This is a genomic window from Serratia sp. CY47444 (assembly GCF_052168635.1).
GTDB lineage: Bacteria > Pseudomonadota > Gammaproteobacteria > Enterobacterales > Enterobacteriaceae > Serratia > Serratia bockelmannii.
In genome coordinates, this window is the sequence record NZ_JBJNMH010000018.1 from 36174 (window position 1) to 51732 (window position 15559).

At 62.4% G+C, this 15559-nt stretch carries 12 protein-coding genes; 6 read left to right on the forward strand and 6 right to left on the reverse strand.

Features of this window, described 5'->3' with window-relative positions; all coding sequences use genetic code 11:
* Positions 1–5 precede the first annotated feature (5 nt).
* The 3 genes from ACJ8IL_RS19995 (at position 6) to ACJ8IL_RS20005 (ending at position 3183) form a co-directional block, all read left to right on the forward strand.
* Complete coding sequence (locus ACJ8IL_RS19995) at positions 6–431, forward strand: DoxX family protein (protein ID WP_043143109.1); 426 nt, start codon at positions 6–8, stop codon at positions 429–431.
* On the forward strand, positions 424–2034 hold the full coding sequence (locus ACJ8IL_RS20000) for an MFS transporter (RefSeq protein ID WP_049203315.1): 1611 nt from the start codon (positions 424–426) through the stop codon (positions 2032–2034). Before ACJ8IL_RS19995 ends, ACJ8IL_RS20000 begins: the two co-directional genes overlap by 8 nt.
* Before the next feature lie 96 nt (positions 2035–2130).
* On the forward strand, positions 2131–3183 hold the full coding sequence (locus tag ACJ8IL_RS20005) for an NAD(P)H-dependent flavin oxidoreductase (RefSeq protein ID WP_142590222.1): 1053 nt from the start codon (positions 2131–2133) through the stop codon (positions 3181–3183).
* Between the two features lie 106 nt (positions 3184–3289).
* Here ACJ8IL_RS20005 and ACJ8IL_RS20010 read toward each other — a convergent pair whose 3' ends face one another.
* The 5 genes from ACJ8IL_RS20010 to ACJ8IL_RS20030 all read right to left on the reverse strand — a co-directional run bounded on the left by ACJ8IL_RS20010 (position 3290) and on the right by ACJ8IL_RS20030 (position 11813).
* The gene (locus ACJ8IL_RS20010; RefSeq protein WP_442516786.1) at positions 3290–4672 is read right to left on the reverse strand and encodes a serralysin family metalloprotease; all 1383 of its coding nucleotides are present in this window, start codon (positions 4670–4672) and stop codon (positions 3290–3292) included.
* A 502-nt stretch (positions 4673–5174) separates the two neighbouring features.
* Positions 5175–6464 carry an alginate export family protein gene (locus tag ACJ8IL_RS20015; RefSeq protein ID WP_141998493.1) on the reverse strand — a complete coding sequence of 430 codons (1290 nt, stop codon included), beginning with the start codon at positions 6462–6464 and terminating at the stop codon, positions 5175–5177.
* Positions 6465–6505: 41 nt separating this feature from the next.
* Positions 6506–7303: a glyoxalase gene (locus ACJ8IL_RS20020; RefSeq protein ID WP_197780947.1), complete on the reverse strand. Its 798-nt coding sequence runs from the start codon at positions 7301–7303 to the stop codon at positions 6506–6508.
* 630 nt (positions 7304–7933) lie between these two features.
* Positions 7934–10129, reverse strand: coding sequence for a catalase/peroxidase HPI (katG, locus tag ACJ8IL_RS20025; protein WP_141998491.1), 2196 nt, complete (start codon positions 10127–10129; stop codon positions 7934–7936).
* Between the two features lie 259 nt (positions 10130–10388).
* Positions 10389–11813 carry a coniferyl aldehyde dehydrogenase gene (locus ACJ8IL_RS20030; protein ID WP_442516787.1) on the reverse strand — a complete coding sequence of 475 codons (1425 nt, stop codon included), beginning with the start codon at positions 11811–11813 and terminating at the stop codon, positions 10389–10391.
* A gap of 199 nt (positions 11814–12012) precedes the next feature.
* Here ACJ8IL_RS20030 and ACJ8IL_RS20035 point away from each other — a divergent pair, with 199 nt between their 5' ends.
* From ACJ8IL_RS20035 to ACJ8IL_RS20045, 3 genes are all read left to right on the forward strand, one after another.
* Complete coding sequence (locus tag ACJ8IL_RS20035) at positions 12013–12843, forward strand: alpha/beta fold hydrolase (RefSeq protein ID WP_025303474.1); 831 nt, start codon at positions 12013–12015, stop codon at positions 12841–12843.
* A 121-nt stretch (positions 12844–12964) separates the two neighbouring features.
* On the forward strand, positions 12965–13840 hold the full coding sequence (gene hchA, locus ACJ8IL_RS20040; protein ID WP_016927070.1) for a glyoxalase III HchA: 876 nt from the start codon (positions 12965–12967) through the stop codon (positions 13838–13840).
* Positions 13837–14565: a PA1136 family autoinducer-binding transcriptional regulator gene (locus tag ACJ8IL_RS20045; protein WP_334273787.1), complete on the forward strand. Its 729-nt coding sequence runs from the start codon at positions 13837–13839 to the stop codon at positions 14563–14565. Before hchA ends, ACJ8IL_RS20045 begins: the two co-directional genes overlap by 4 nt.
* Here the strand turns inward: ACJ8IL_RS20045 and ACJ8IL_RS20050 are convergent.
* A complete protein-coding gene (locus ACJ8IL_RS20050) occupies positions 14562–15452 on the reverse strand; it encodes a LysR substrate-binding domain-containing protein (RefSeq protein ID WP_197769067.1) in 891 nt (296 codons plus the stop codon). The genes ACJ8IL_RS20045 and ACJ8IL_RS20050 overlap by 4 nt on opposite strands.
* Positions 15453–15559: the final 107 nt, after the last annotated feature.

Genomic DNA, 15559 nt, shown 5'->3' on the forward strand with positions numbered 1-15559 from the left:
GCGCGATGAACCTGACTGCTATCGCCGCCCGCTGCGTACAGCGGCTGCATGCGCCCGCGGTGCGCTGGCTGCTGCTGCTCGCGATTTGTACCGCCTATATTCAGGGCGGATTGGTCAAGGCGTTGAACGTTGAGGGCGCCATCGCCGAAATGACCCACTTCGGCCTGCAGCCGGCGGCGCTGTTCGCCGTGCTGGTGACGCTGCTCGAACTGGCCGCGTCGGCGCTGATCCTGAGCGGCTTTTATCGCTGGCTCGGCGCGTTGGCGCTGGCCGGTTTTACCCTGATGGCGACGCTGATGGCCAATCCGTTCTGGCAGTTCGACGGGGCGGAGCGCGGCCAGATGATGAACGGATTTTTTGAACACCTCGGGCTGGCCGGCGCGCTGTTGCTGGTGGCATTTAACGATTTGAAGGAGCGAACGGATGGCTGAACAGACGGAAAACAAGGCGGCGGCGGGCGGCTTCGCGCCACTGAAAATCCCATTATTTGCGGTGCTGTGGGGCGCCACGGTGCTCGGCAACGTCGGCAGCTTTATGCGCGACGTCGCCAGCTCGTGGCTGATCACCGACCTGTCGAGCAACCCTTCGGCGGTGGCGCTGATGCAGACCGCCGCTACGCTACCGGTGTTCCTGCTGGCGATCCCGGCCGGGGTATTGTCGGACATCCTCGATCGGCGGCGCTTTCTGATCTTCGTGCAAATTCTGCTGGCCTGCGTCAGCGGCAGCCTGTTGCTGCTGTCGCAGACCGGCGCGCTGACGGTGGAATACCTGCTGGCGCTGACCTTCGTCGGCGGCATCGGCGCGGCGCTGATGGGGCCGACCTGGCAGGCGATCGTGCCGGAGCTGGTACCGCGCACCGAGCTGAAAAACGCCGTGGCGCTGAACTCGCTGGGCATCAACATCGCCCGTTCCATCGGCCCGGCGGCCGGCGGTCTGCTGTTGGCCAGCTTCGGCGCCGGCGCGGCCTACGGCGCGGACGTGATGAGCTATGTGCTGGTGATCGCGGCGCTGCTGTGGTGGAAGCGGCCGAAGGCCGAGGACAGCGGGCTGTCGGAGCATTTCTTCGGTGCCTTCCGCGCCGGCCTGCGTTATGCCCGCTCCAGCCGCGAGCTGCACGTGGTGCTGCTGCGGGCGGCGGTGTTCTTCGCCTTCTCCAGCTCGGTTTGGGCGCTGTTGCCGCTGGTGGCGCGCCGCATGCTGGGCGGCAGCGCCGGTTTCTACGGCGTTCTGCTGGGGGCGGTAGGCGCCGGGGCGATCCTTGGGGCTATTGTGCTGCCGCGTCTGCGCCAGCGGCTGAATGCCGACGGGCTGGTGTTGCTGGCGGCGGTGCTCACCGCCGTGGTGATGGCGGCCCTGTCGCTGGCGCCGCCGCAGTGGCTGGCGGTGGTGCTGCTGCTGGTGCTGGGCGCCGGCTGGATTATCGCGCTGACCACGCTTAACGGCGCGGCGCAGGGCGTGCTGCCCAACTGGGTGCGTGGCCGTGGTCTGGCCATTTACCTGATGGTGTTCAACGGCGCGATGGCGGCGGGCAGCCTGCTGTGGGGACTGGTGGCGCAGGAGCTGGGCGTGGCCGCCACGCTGCTGGTCGGCGGCGTCGGCCTGTTGGCGGCGGGGCTGCTGTTCCACCGCCTGCGTCTGCCGACCGGTGAGGCCGATCTGCAGCCGTCGAACCATTGGCCGGAGCCGTTGGTTAACACGCCGGTTGAAAACGATCGCGGCCCGGTCATGATCCAGGTGGAGTACCGCATCCGCGAACAGGACCGGCCGCAGTTCTTGCGCACGCTGCTGATGCTGGAACGGGCGCGCCGCCGCGATGGCGCTTACGCCTGGGGCATCACCGAGCACACCGGCGATCCGGAATGCATCATGGAGTGGTTCCTGGTGGAGTCCTGGGCGGAGCACCTGCGGCAGCACCAGCGGGTGTCGCACGCCGACGCCGACCTGCAGCAGGAGGCGCTGCGCTTCCACATTGGCCCTGAGAAACCGGTGGTGCATCACTTCCTGTCGCTCGACCGGCGTCAGGTGAAGCATTAACTGCACGGCCAGGCGGCGAGAAGGTGCTATGCTTTTGGTCGGTTCGGCGGCGCGGCCGCCGTAAGACGAATGTAGTCAGCACAGGGAGACACATTGATGACGGCACCTTCTGCTTTTGCCCGCGAGCTTGGGCTGCGCTATCCGATCGTTCAGGGGCCGATGAACGGCGCGTCGCCGCCGGCGTTGGCGGTGGCGGTGAGCAACGCCGGGGCGCTGGGATCGTGCGCGGCGGCGCTGTTTTCACCGGCGGTGATCCTCGAACGGGTGCAGCAGATCCGCGCGCAGACCGCCGCGCCGTTCAACATCAATCTGTTTCTGCTCGATGAGCAGCACCCGGATCTCGCCGAGCTCAAGCGCGCCCAGCACCTGCTGCGGCCGTTCCGCGAAGCGCTGGGGCTGAGTGAGCCGCCCATGCCGACCCAATTCGCCGAAAACAACCGCGACCAGATCGCGGCCCTGTTGGAGGCGGCGCCGCCGGTGGTCAGCTTCACCTTCGGCGTGCTGCCGCGCGCCACGGTCACGCAGTTCAAGAAGGCCGGCTCGCGGGTGATCGGCACCGCCACCACGGTGGCGGAAGCCCGCGCCTGGGAAGAGGCGGGCGCCGACTTCGTGTGCGTCTCGGGCGCGGAGGCGGGCGGCCACCGCCCGACCTTCCTCGGCGACATTGAGCAATCCTGCGTCGGCCTGATGGCCCTGCTGCCGCAGGTGGTGGCGGCGGTGAAGATCCCGGCGATCGCCGCAGGCGGCATCATGAACGGGCGCGGCATCGCAGCGGCGCAATTGCTGGGCGCGCAGGCGGCGCAGCTGGGCACCGCGTTCCTGTGCAGCCCGGAGTCGGGCATCGCCGAAGCCTGGCGGGCGGCGCTGCGCAACGCCGGCGATGACAGCACGCGCCTGACGCGCGCCTTCAGCGGCCGCCCGGCGCGCGGCATCGTCAATGATTTCATGCGGCAGATGCGCGCGGAAGAGGCGCAGATCCTGCCTTATCCGGTGCAGAACGCGCTCACCGGCGATATCCGCCAGGCGGCGGCCAAGGCCGGGCGCGGGGAGTTTATGTCGCTGTGGGCCGGGCAGGGCGTGGGCCTGGCGCGGCCGATGCCGGCGGCGGAGCTGGTCGCCACGCTGGCGGCGGAGCTGGAAGCGGTGTGACCTCGTCGGCGCGATTTATTGCTGTGGCAATGTAAAAAGACGCCGGGGTGAGGCCTGAGAGAGATAAACAGTCCGGCGTGAAGGCCGGACTGCGGGTTTGCCTTGGCTAGACGAGAATATCGGCGGAAGCGTCGACATGCCCAACGATTTTAACCAGGAAATCAGGCAGGTGATTGCCGGAGAGATTGATGGCCAGATCGGTGACATTCTGCTGCGCGTCATAATTCAGTGCCGCTTCATACAACGAGCCGCTTAAACTATCCACGAAGTGCAGCTCGCTCCCGTCGGCCTTAGCCGTCTGGTTGAGCCACGACAGATCGATTTTATCCACCGCCGTCTGGAAATCGCGGATCCAATCCGGCGCGGCGGCTTGGCTGTCGCCGGCTTCGCGGAAGACGAAGGTGTCCGCGCCTGCATTGCCCCAGAGCTGATCGGCGCCGCCGGCACCGTAAATGATGTCGTTGCCTGCACCGCCTTTTAGCGTATTGTTCAGCGCGTTGCCCACTAAAATGTCTGCGCCGCTGCCGCCGATGATATTTTCAATCTGCGCGCCGTAGGCGATGGCGATATTTGCCTTCAAGCCGCCCACATCAGAGAATGCGCCTTCGTTAATGTTGATGCGCTGATCCTGGCTGTAGCCTGAAAAATCCAGCGTGTCATTGCCGCCGGCATCCCAGATAGCCGCCACGATTTTGTCCGTGGACGCCTTAACGCTCAAAAAGTCTCTGTCCGTATTCGAGTTGAAACCATAGGTGGTATCGCCGGTGCGCGTGGTGGTATTCGCGCCGTAAAGCTTCTGTATGGCGGTAATATCATCCAGCTGCGGCCCTGATGGCCAAACGCCTTTATAGTCAGAGCTGGTGTATTGTTCGTTAAAATAGCTCATCAAAGAATATTGATGGTCGTCTTCATAATACTTCGCCGAGTTGGCGTAGGTGGGGTAGGTGGCATTTGACGCATCATAATTGCCGGGATGAGAAAGCCCCAACGCATGCCCTATTTCATGAGTCAGCGTATCCCTGGCGTAGTTATTGGTTTGCGGATTGGAGGCGTCGTAGCCGTTATTGCCGCTGATCCAAATGGTGCTTTTGAGATTGCTCTGCGTACTTTCATACGAGGTGTAATTGCCCCCGCTGGCCGCCTTATAAAAACCAAACTTTATATCTGCATTTTTCGCGTCGTTGCCTTTAACCTCGGTGAACGTGATGTTGGCCACATCCGACCAGGATTGCAATGAAAGCTTGGTTTGGGCTTGCTGCGCGGCGGTAAGCTGCGCGGCGCCCGTCTTGTCGCTGTCGGTATAGACGGGGAAAGAGTAGGTCAAGGTAGCCGCATGGTCGGTCACGCCTTTGCCATTGGCGGAATAATGGCTCCTTAGCAGCAGATCTGAAACCTCTTGCGTGGTATATGACGGTTTACTGCTCCCCGCGTGATCGCCTCTTTCATAACGGGTTAAATAATCGGAAATCTTATCGGTCGCTAATGACATATCAAACTCCTTTGGACGTTGACAATATTGCACCTAACGCTCTATATGCTCGTACACAGGTTTGAAAATCAGGGGTAATTAATGTGATATCATTGGCTTGCCTCCTTGGTCCGGCTTGAATATTGCGTTCAAGCGGAATATATCCTTATCATTAATCACGGTGAGGAATTAATTGTGCGCTGTGATTGAGTTAAAGCAGTATAAACACAATTATTTCATTGATGAGTTATTCTTATATGAATCTTTTACATAAGATATGCGTAAAAGGCGTGATTAAATAACCAGGTGGAATTAAATTTTTATTTAATATTACACTGTAATTGGCTCGCGGAGTTTACGTGATTGATTTATCTTTTTGCTTTTATTTAGCTTTTATCTGTGAATGGCGGCGAGTAGCCGCCATTGCCGCAATGCATATGGACGGCTACTCGCCGGCGCTCGTCATTAATTGAGTACGGGATTATTAAGGGCGTCCGCGTACACCGATTAACTTACCTGATACTTAAAAACTGTAGGTGCCCTGCGCCAGCACGAAGTTCATGTTTTTCAGCCCGGCATGTTGCTGCAGGCTGTTGCTGACGTCGAAGTAGACGTAGGCCACCTTGAACTGAAGATCGCTGCGCGGTGTCCAGGTCGTTTCAACCTGATACTGGTTGCCGATAAAGCGCGAGCCCTGCGCGCTGCCCTTCACCGGGCGCATTGGCCCGAGGTAGAAGGCATCCTCGCGGCGTTGCCGCCACAACGCGTCCCAGCTGAAGTCGATGGCCAGGGTTTGCCACGGCATAATCGTGACCGAAGGATGGATGGCGATCAGGTTAGCCGGCGCCACCAGCCCGTTCTCGGTCAGGTAGGGCAGCTTGGGGTACATGGCGTTAAAGGTGTTGAGCTGCCCATCGTGACCGTTTTTATCGCCGCTGGCGATGCCAATCTTGCCGCCGAAGCGCGGTTGCCAGCGCCAGTCGTTGACCGTATAGCCGGCGTGCGCCGACGCCGACCAGGCGCGGATGTCACGCTGTTCTGCGCTGCCGAACTGCCAGGCGGCTTCATTATCCCAGTCGAACCCCTGTGCCGCGCCGAAAATGCGCGCGCCGACGGTATAGCGCCGCTCTTGCCCGCTGAGCTGCGCGTAGTGGACGTCGTGATCCTCAAAGCCGAAGGTGTAGAGATCGAGCGAGGAGGCCAGCGCTGCCAGCGGCGTGGTGCCGTACAGCCCCCAGACCTTTTGGCTGTTGTCAGTATCGTCGTCGAAACTGCCGGTTTTGAGGGTGACGGGATGGCCGATAAAGGCGTCGAGGCGGTTTTTATCCTTGGCCCAGCTGGCGCGGATAGCATCGAAGGAACGGCGCACGTTGGGGCCGTCGCGGGTGCCTAGCAGGTGCAGCGAGCCCAGCGCAATCTCCTGGCGGCCGGCCCGCAGGGTGCCGAGGCCGTAGGCGGTGGGCAGTTTTAAGTCCACATAGCCCTGGCCGAGATAGGCATGATCTTCGTCGGTCGGCTTGCGCCCGCGATCGCGCGGGGTGGCCAGCGACGATCCCACCTGCACATAGGCGCCGAAATAGTCGCCGTAGTCGAGGCGCGCGCCAACCAGCAAGCGCTGCATGAAAGTGTCGTCGCGTCCGCCGCTCAGATCCCGTTGATCCGTCCATTCATAGCGCTCGCGCAGTGAACCGTCGAAAGACAACGTGGCCGCATCGCCCAACGGGATGTTTTTCCAGGGGGAAGCGGCGGGCTCCGCCGCCAGCGCGGGGAGCGTGGAGAACAGCAACAGTGCGGGTAGCGTGCGTTTCATCATGGATATCCGAAGAAAAAAGCGCGCCGCAGCGCGCCTTGGGTTTATTTAGCCGTCTGGTGAATTTCGGCGATATAGCCGCCGGGAAAACGCACCAGCGCCGAGGCGCGGCGTTCCGCCGCCGTCGAACGCCACAGCACCTGCGCGCCGCTGGCCGTCGCTTTGGCCAGCGTGGCCTGCAGATCGTCGACGCCATAACCGGTGCGCTCATGGCCGAACGGATAAGGCAGATGCCCGTCGGTGACGAAAATGCGCGTTTTGCCGAAGTGGGAGTCCAGCTCGATCTGACGGACCTTGCCGTTGTCGCTGCGGCCGATCGCCGTGTCGCTGACCTGTTCGTCGCTCACGACCTTGCCGTGCGAGAACGCCTGGTAGCTTTTCAGGAAATCGTCGACGCGGTAGGCGGAGAGATACAGGCGGTTTTCCGGCACGCTCAGCAGCGGCTTGTAGTCAGGCGCCTTGGTGTGCCAATAGAGCTGCATGTTGACGCCGCCGGGCCATTGGATCACCGCGTCGCGGCCGATCGGATCGTCGAAAGGCGCAACCTGCACATCGGCGCCGGCGGCCCTGGCCTGCCGGATGGCGGCGTCCATATCCCTGACCAGAAAACCGTTGCGCTCGGCGCCGAACGGGTACGGGATCGGCGTTTTGAAATCGAACACCGAGAAGCTGCCGGCCGGCGTCAGTATCAGCTGGGAATAGGTTTCACTCGGCGTGGGCGTGACGTTGACCAGCACGCGTTCGGTACTGGTGCCGCCGAAGGTTTTCAGGATGCTGTCGACAAAGGCGTCCATCTTGCCGCGTTCGACGTAGACATGGGTGGTGTCATATTGCGGCCCCACGGCAAGAGGCGCCGTATCGGCCGCCCATGATACGGCAGGGAGCAGTAGCGCAAGGGCCGATATCCTCAGCCGACGAGAAGAAATGCCGATAATATGTTGCATGATGACCTCCAGGTAGCGGTTATTTTCCTGAGTGAAGCGTAATTTCCTATGAGCTTTCCCGTCGGCTGAAAAATAAAAACGAAAAACGCAATGTGCGTCGTGAAACATTAAATAAGGGCGATGTTCTGGCGCCTAAGCGAATATCGCGCAGGTGCAAAATATCTCTTTTTATGGGCGTAGAACGGTGGGGCGCCTTTGCCGGCTCAGCCCGCTATCGCTAAGGAATAGCGGTGGTCATGAGGCCCGCTTCGCCGCGTGTTGAGGTGAATCGAGGATAATCCATAACGGTGTTCTCCTAGATGGGATATATCGCATGAGCCAGCTGAGTTTACGGTCTTCATTGCCGTCTAAATATAAATACAGCATTAAAAGAATTGCCGCCCATCAAATTTTTATATGACTTGTTGAGTAAATACGAATAAGCGGGGAAAGAGAATATCGCGGCGCCAGCCATGGCTGACGTGGAGCGGAAGCGGTGTTGATCTCGGGAGAAAAAACGGCCCGCCGAAGCAGGCCGTTGGGGGGACGTTACGCCAGATCGAAACGATCGAGGTTCATCACTTTGTTCCAGGCGGCGACGAAGTCGTGGGCGAACTTCTCCTGCGCGTCGGCGCTGCCGTAGACTTCGGCCAGCGCGCGCAGCTGCGCGTGCGAACCGAACACCAGATCGACGCGGGTGCCGGTCCACTTGACCGCGCCGCTGCGGCGATCGCGGCCTTCGAACAGGCCGTCTTCACCGATCGGATGCCAGGTGGTGCCCATGTCGAGCAGGTTGACGAAGAAGTCGTTGGTCAGCGCCTGCGGCCGCTGGGTGAACACGCCGTGCTGCGTGCCGCCAACGTTGGCGCCGAGCACGCGCAGCCCGCCGACCAGCACCGTCATTTCCGGCGCGGTCAGGGTCAGCAGCTGCGCCTTGTCGACCAGCAGCGTTTCGGCCGGCACGCGGTATTTACCCTTCAGGAAGTTGCGGAATCCGTCGGCGAGCGGCTCCATCGCCTCGAAGGAGTCCACGTCGGTCTGTTCCTGCGAGGCGTCCATGCGGCCCGGGGCGAACGGCACCGTCAGGGCGAAACCGGCGTTCTTCGCCGCCTGTTCCACGCCCGCCGCGCCGGCCAGCACGATCAGATCCGCCAGCGAGACGCGCTTGCCGCCGGTCTGGGCATCGTTGAAGGCGCGTTGGATGCTCTCCAGCTTGGCCAGCGTCGCGGCGAGCTGCGCAGGTTGGTTGACCGCCCAGTCCTTTTGCGGCGCCAGGCGAATGCGCGCGCCGTTGGCGCCGCCGCGTTTGTCGGAACCGCGGAAGCTGGAAGCCGAAGCCCAGGCGGTGGAGACCAGTGCGGACACCGGCAGGCCGGAAGCCAGCACGGCGTTTTTCAGCGCGGCGATGTCCTGCTCGTCGATCAGCGGATGATCGACCGCTGGGATCGGATCCTGCCAAATCAGCTCTTCCTGCGGCACTTCCGGGCCGAGGTAGCGCGCGCGCGGCCCCATATCGCGGTGGGTCAGCTTGAACCAGGCGCGGGCGAAGGCGTCGGCCAACTCTTCCGGATGCTCATAGAAACGGCGCGAAATCTTCTCGTAGGCCGGATCGAAGCGCAGCGACAGGTCGGTGGTCAGCATGGTCGGGCGGCGTTTCTTGTTGGGATCGAAGGCGTCGGGAATGGTTTCACCGATGTCTTTCGCTACCCACTGATGCGCCCCGGCCGGGCTTTGGCTCAGCTCCCATTCGTATTCGAACAGGTGGCGGAAGAAGTCGTGGTTCCACTGGGTCGGGGTGGTGGTCCAGGTGACTTCCAGGCCGCTGGTGATGGCGTCTTTGCCAACGCCGGTGCCGAAGGTGCTGTGCCAGCCGAGGCCCTGCGACTCCAGCCCGGCGGCCTCCGGATCGGCGCCGACGTTAGACGCCGGGCCGGCGCCGTGGGTCTTGCCGAAGGTGTGGCCGCCGGCGATCAGCGCCACGGTTTCTTCGTCGTTCATCGCCATGCGGGCGAAGGTTTCACGGATATCGCGTGCGGCGGCCACCGGATCGGGATTGCCGTCCGGGCCTTCCGGGTTGACGTAGATCAGGCCCATCTGCACTGCCGCCAGCGGGTCCTCCAGATCGCGGTCGCCCGAGTAACGGCTGTTTGGCCCGCCGCTCAGCTCCAGCCAGATCTTCTCAGAACCCCAGTAGACGTCGTCCGGCTCCCAGGTGTCGGCGCGGCCGCCGGCATAGCCGAAGGTTTTGAAGCCCATCGATTCCAGCGCCACGTTGCCGGTCAAGATAATCAGGTCGGCCCAGGAGAGGTTGCGGCCGTATTTCTGTTTGATTGGCCACAGCAGGCGACGCGCCTTGTCGAGGCTGACGTTGTCCGGCCAGCTGTTGAGCGGGGCGAAGCGCTGCTGGCCTTCGCCCGCGCCGCCGCGGCCGTCGCCGATGCGGTAGGTGCCGGCGCTGTGCCAGGCCATGCGGATGAACAGGCCGCCGTAGTGGCCGAAGTCTGCCGGCCACCATTCCTGCGAGTCGGTCATCAGGGCGTGCAGATCCTGTTTGACCGCCGCCAGATCGAGACTGTTGAAGGCATCGGCGTAGTTGAAGTCTTTATCCATCGGATCGGACAGGGGGGAATGTTGGTGCAGTGGTTTCAGGCTGAGCTGATTAGGCCACCAATCCTGATTGGTGGGGCCGTTCTGCGGTGCGGGCTGCTTGCCGCCCGAAAACGGGCATTTGCTTTCAGTTGTCATAATGCGCTCTCTGCTTCCATAAAGGTGCTCCAGCCGCCGGGCGTGGAGCGGTTAACAAGGCATGCGGGTAAGGCTTGCGTCGGGTGTTGCGCTAAATAACTGAACTCAATGGATTCGCATCGCCCCGGCCGCTAACGGGCAAAAGGCGACTCATGGCTAAGCTTAGTCAGCGGTGGCGGAGAGATAAAATAGGAATGAGTGAATATTGTGATAGCTTGCGGCGATTTATGGGTGTGCTATTGATAGTCAACACGCCGTGTTATCGGCGCCGCAGCATAACCTTGAGCACCGCGTCCGCCAGCTTGCCGAACGGCGCGCGCAGGAGGTCGGTAAAACGCCAGCGGCTCTGGATAAAGACGCCTTTGGCGTGGCTCAGCGCCCGAAATCCTTCGATGCCGTGACAGGCCCCCATGCCGCTGGGGCCGATGCCGCCGAACGGCAGATCGTCCTGGGCGAAATGCAGTAGGGTGGCGTTAACGCTGACGTTGCCGGAGGTGGTGCGCGCCAGCAGCCGGTCCCGATCCTCGCCCGGCGGACCGAAGTAGTAGAGCGCAAGCGGGCGCGGCCCGGCGTTGATAACGTCGATCGTTTCATCAAAGGCGGCGTAGGTGCGCACCGGCAGCAGCGGCCCGAAGATCTCCTCTTGCATGATCCGGCTGTCGTCGGGGGCGCCGACGATCAGCGTGGGGGCGAGGGTTTTCGGCCGTTCAGACGCCGAGTCCGGGCGGTGGCCGACCGGATGGATTTGCGCGCCCCGCGCCTGGGCATCGGCGAGCAGATCGTGCAAGCGGTGGTAGTGCCTGTCGTTGATGATGGCGCCGTAGTCGTCGCCGGTTGGCCCGTCGGGATAAAAGCTTTTAACCGCCGCGTCATAGAGCGCCATGAAGCTTGCCAGATCGTCCTGATGAACCAGCAGGTAATCGGGCGCGATACAGGTTTGGCCCGCGTTTGACAGCTTGCCGAACGCCACGCTCTTGACGTTTCTGGCGTTAACCGCGCCGCGCGCCATGACGGCGGGGCTTTTGCCGCCCAGTTCAAGCGTTAACGGCACCAGATGTTTGCCGGCCGCCTGCATGACCTGACGGCCGATCGCCGTGCTGCCGGTGAACACCAGATGGTCGAACGCCAGCTCGCTGAATCTGGCCCCGACGTCCGGCCCGCCGGTCACGACGGCGACCTCATCGGCGGGAAACAGCGCCGCCAGCATCGTTTCGATGAGGCGGCTGGTATGTGGCGTGAGCTCCGAAGGTTTCAGCATCACGCGGTTGCCGGCGGCCAGGGCGGTGGCCAGCGGGATGAAGGTCAACGAGAAGGGATAGTTCCACGGCGCCATGATGCCAATCACCCCCTTGGGCTGATATTGCACATAGGCGCGTGCGGCCTGATACGGCAGGGCGACGTGGCGGCGCTCCGGCTGCATGAAGCGTTTCAGGTTGCGCAGCAGGTAATCGATCGCCTGCACGGTGACCAGGATCTCCAGAATGTCGGTTTCGTAAGGCGTACGGTGGCCGAAGTCCGCGCTGACGGCCGCCGCCAGCGCGGCGCGCTGGGTCAGAATGGCGCTTCGCAAGCGGCGCAGAGCGGCCTTGCGCTGATCCCTCGTCGGCGCGCCGTCGCGCAGGAAGGCGTGGCGCTGGGCGGCAAGCCGTTGCTCCATCGTCGTGGCGGTGTCATCTCCTTGCACTTGAATACTCCTGATGCCGAGTGAAAGCGGGAATGCGGTTTGCCGAATTGTGTTTGACCTTAAAGTGAACTTTAAACCTATACTCGTTAAACGATCAACGCAAGATCGTCGGCCAACCGGGATGAGGGAGCCAGAGATCCCGGCGCCGTGCGCAGTATAAACCTTCTTTTTTAACCATAGTGTAAACGGGAGAAACGACATGGGTTATGTAACGACCAGCGATGGCGTCGAGATTTTCTACAAGGATTGGGGCCCAAAAAACGGCAAGGTTATCTACTTCCACCACGGTTGGCCGCTGTCCAGCGATGACTGGGATGCCCAGATGCTGTTCTTCGTGAACAAAGGGTTCCGCGTGGTTGCGCACGATCGCCGCGGCCACGGCCGCTCCAGCCAGGTGTGGGAAGGGCACGACATGGATCATTACGCCGATGACGTCGCCGCGGTGGTAAAACACCTGGGCGTGCAGGGCGCCATGCACGTAGGCCACTCGACGGGCGGCGGCGAAGTGGTGCGCTACATCGTGCGCCACGGCGAGGACAAGGTGTCCAAAGCGGTGCTGATCAGCGCGGTGCCGCCGCTGATGGTGAAAACCGACGCCAATCCGCAGGGCACCCCAAAATCGGTATTCGATGATTTCCAGGCGCAGCTGGCCGCCAACCGGGCGCAGTTCTATTACGACGTGCCCGCAGGCCCGTTCTATGGCTATAACCGCCCGGGTGCCAAACCGTCGGAGGCGATTATCTGGAACTGGTGGCGGCAGGGCATGATGGGGGGCGCCAAGGCGCACTATGACGGCATCGTCGCCTTCTCGCAGACCGATTTCACCGAAGATCTCAAGAAGATTGCCATTCCGGTGCTGGTGATCCACGGCGATGACGACCAGGTGGTGCCTTATCAGGATTCCGGCGTGCTCTCGGCCAAGCTGGTGCAAAACGGCACGCTCCATACCTATAAGGGCGCGCCGCACGGCATCCCGACCACCCATGCCGATCAGGTCAACGCCGATCTGCTGGCGTTCGTGAACAGCTAACAACATCGCCCGGGCGGAATCTCCACCGCCTGGGCAATGATTGAGGGATATCCCTCATTGCGGCCCCGCCGGCGGTTATTTAAGCTGAAAGAGAAATGCAACGGTGAATATGGAGATAATCATGACTGATTCAGTATCCAACGATCGTAATCCCACCCCGGATGTGGCGGAAGACAACGCATTCTTCCCATCGCCTTACTCCCTCAGCCAGTACACCTCGTCCAAAACCGACTTCACGGGTGCCAGCTACCCGAACGCCTATCGCGGCGGCAAGTGGAAGGTGCTGATGATCGCCTCGCAGGAGCGTTACCTGCTGATGCAAAACGGCAAGTTCTTCTCCACCGGCAACCATCCGGTCGAGATGCTGCTGCCGATGTATCACCTGGATCTCGCCGGTTTCGAGATCGACATCGCCACGCCGTCCGGCGATCCGGTGAAGCTGGAGATGTGGGCGTTCCCGCATGAAGATGAAGCGGTCAAGGCCACCTACGAGAAGTACCGCAGCCAACTCAAGCAGCCGAAAAAGTTGACGGAAGTGGTGAAGGATCTGGATGGCGGCAACTACCTCGGCGTTTTCATTCCCGGCGGCCACGGCGTGCTCAATGATATCCCGTTCAGCGAAGAGGTGAAAAAGACCCTGCACTGGGCGCATGACAACGATCGCTACGTGATTTCGCTGTGCCACGGGCCGGCCGGTTTGCTGGCGGCGGGCATCGGCGAGAACAAAGAGGATTTCCTCTATCGTGGCTATGAGATGTGCGTGTTCCCGGACTCGCTCGATACCGGCGCCAACATCGACATCGGCTATATTCCCGGTCCGATGCCCTGGCTGGTGGGCGAACGCCTGCGCGAGCGGGGCGTGAAGATCGTCAACGCCGACATCACCGGCAAGGTGCATAAAGATCGGCGCCTGCTGACCGGCGACAGCCCGCTGGCTTCCAACAACCTCGGCAAACTGGCGGCAGAGACGCTGCTGGCCGACGTCGCCACGCGATGAGCGACGAGATCGCGCAGCGCGCTTTCCAGACGGCGCTGGCGATGGACCACGAGCGAACCCTGTCCGCCATTCAGGGGCGGGTTCGCGCCTTCGCCGCGCCGTTCGGCTTCGATCGCTTTGTGCTGTTTTCCGCTTCCGCCGCGGCGGAGGCGGGGATCGAGCATATCTACTGGGTCGAGGGCGACTGGTTCGGCGACGGCGAGGCCGTCGATGCGTTGACCTACGTGCGGCACTGCCCGGTGACCCGGCACATGCTGCGGGCCAGCGAGCCGTTCTTCTGGACTAAAACCCGGGCGCAGCAGGGCGAGCGCTATCGGATTGTGCGCACGCCGCGCGGCGCCGGCCTGCACGGCGTGCAGATCCCGGTGTTTGGCCCGGCCGGTTTGGAGGGGGCCGTCAGCCTGGGGGGCGAGCGCATCGATGCCTCGCCGCCGGTGCGGCTGGCGCTGTCGCTGGTGGGTACGGCGGCCTTTCTGGCGGCACGGCGGCTGTTCGCACCGGCGGCCGGCGAGGGAGAGGGCCGACTGTCGGCGCGTGAGCGCGAAGTGCTGAGCTGGACCGCCATCGGCCGGCGGCAGGCGGATATCGCTGCGATGCTCGGCCTGTCTGAACGCACGGTGGAAAACCACCTGCGGCGTATTCGCCAACGCCTCGGCGCCGCCACCACCGCGCAGGCGATCGGCGTGGCGATCCGCCTGGGGGAGATCGCCCCCGAGCGCCGTTAGCCCGTCGCCATTTGCCGCAGCAACCATTCGCGCAGCGCAATGATATCGGGGCGCTGCGCGGTCTCTTCGGTGGCCACCAGATAGTAGTTGGCGCCGGGTAACGACATCTCGAACGGCGCGGCCAGCACGCCGCGCTGCAACAAATCGCGCGCCAGCAGCCGGCTGGCGATCACCACCCCCTGGCCCGCCACCGCCGCCTGCAGCGCATGGGTTTCGTCGCTGAAGGTCAGCCCGGCTTCCACGTTCAACCCTTCCGGCCCGTAGCGCCGTCGCCAGTTTTCCCAGGTCGGCGCGTCGGCGGGCACCTGCCGATGTTCCACGTGAAACAGCGTCACCCGCTGCAAATCTTCGATGCGCTCCAGCGCCAGCGCCGGGCTGGCCACCACGATAAAACGATCCTCATGCAGCAAGGTGCAGTGCAGATCGCTTTCCGGTGTTTCGCGGTAGCGGATGGCGACGTCCACGGTGCGCTGGCTGAGATCGACCCGCTCGACGCTGGTGTGCAGGCGCAGATCGATGGCGGGAAACTCCGCCTTGAAATCGGCCAGGCGCGGCACCAGCCAGTGGGTGAGAAAATTGGAGGTGGTGGTGACGGTCAGCGCCGGTGGCTGCTGGGCGCGGGTGATTTGGGCGACGGACTGCTCCAGTGCGGCGAAGGCGCGCTGGGTGCCGGCATACAGGATCTCGCCGGTCTCGGTCAGGCTGACGCCCTGCGCGCTGCGCTCGCACACCCGGCATTCCAGCACCGATTCCAGCAGCTTGATCTGATGGCTGACCGCCGTCGCGCTGACGCCCAGCGCTTCGGCGGCATGTTTAAAGCTGCGGCAGCCGGCCACGGCGTGGAAGGCGCGCAGCGCGCCCAGCGGCGGCAAACGGGGTTTTCTCATGGCTGAGTTATTCTCATCTAAGGCTGAAAACTATGAGTTTGTCTGACCGATTATACAAGAGATAGGCTACTGACATGTGAATAGGGAAATGAATTTATTTCATCATT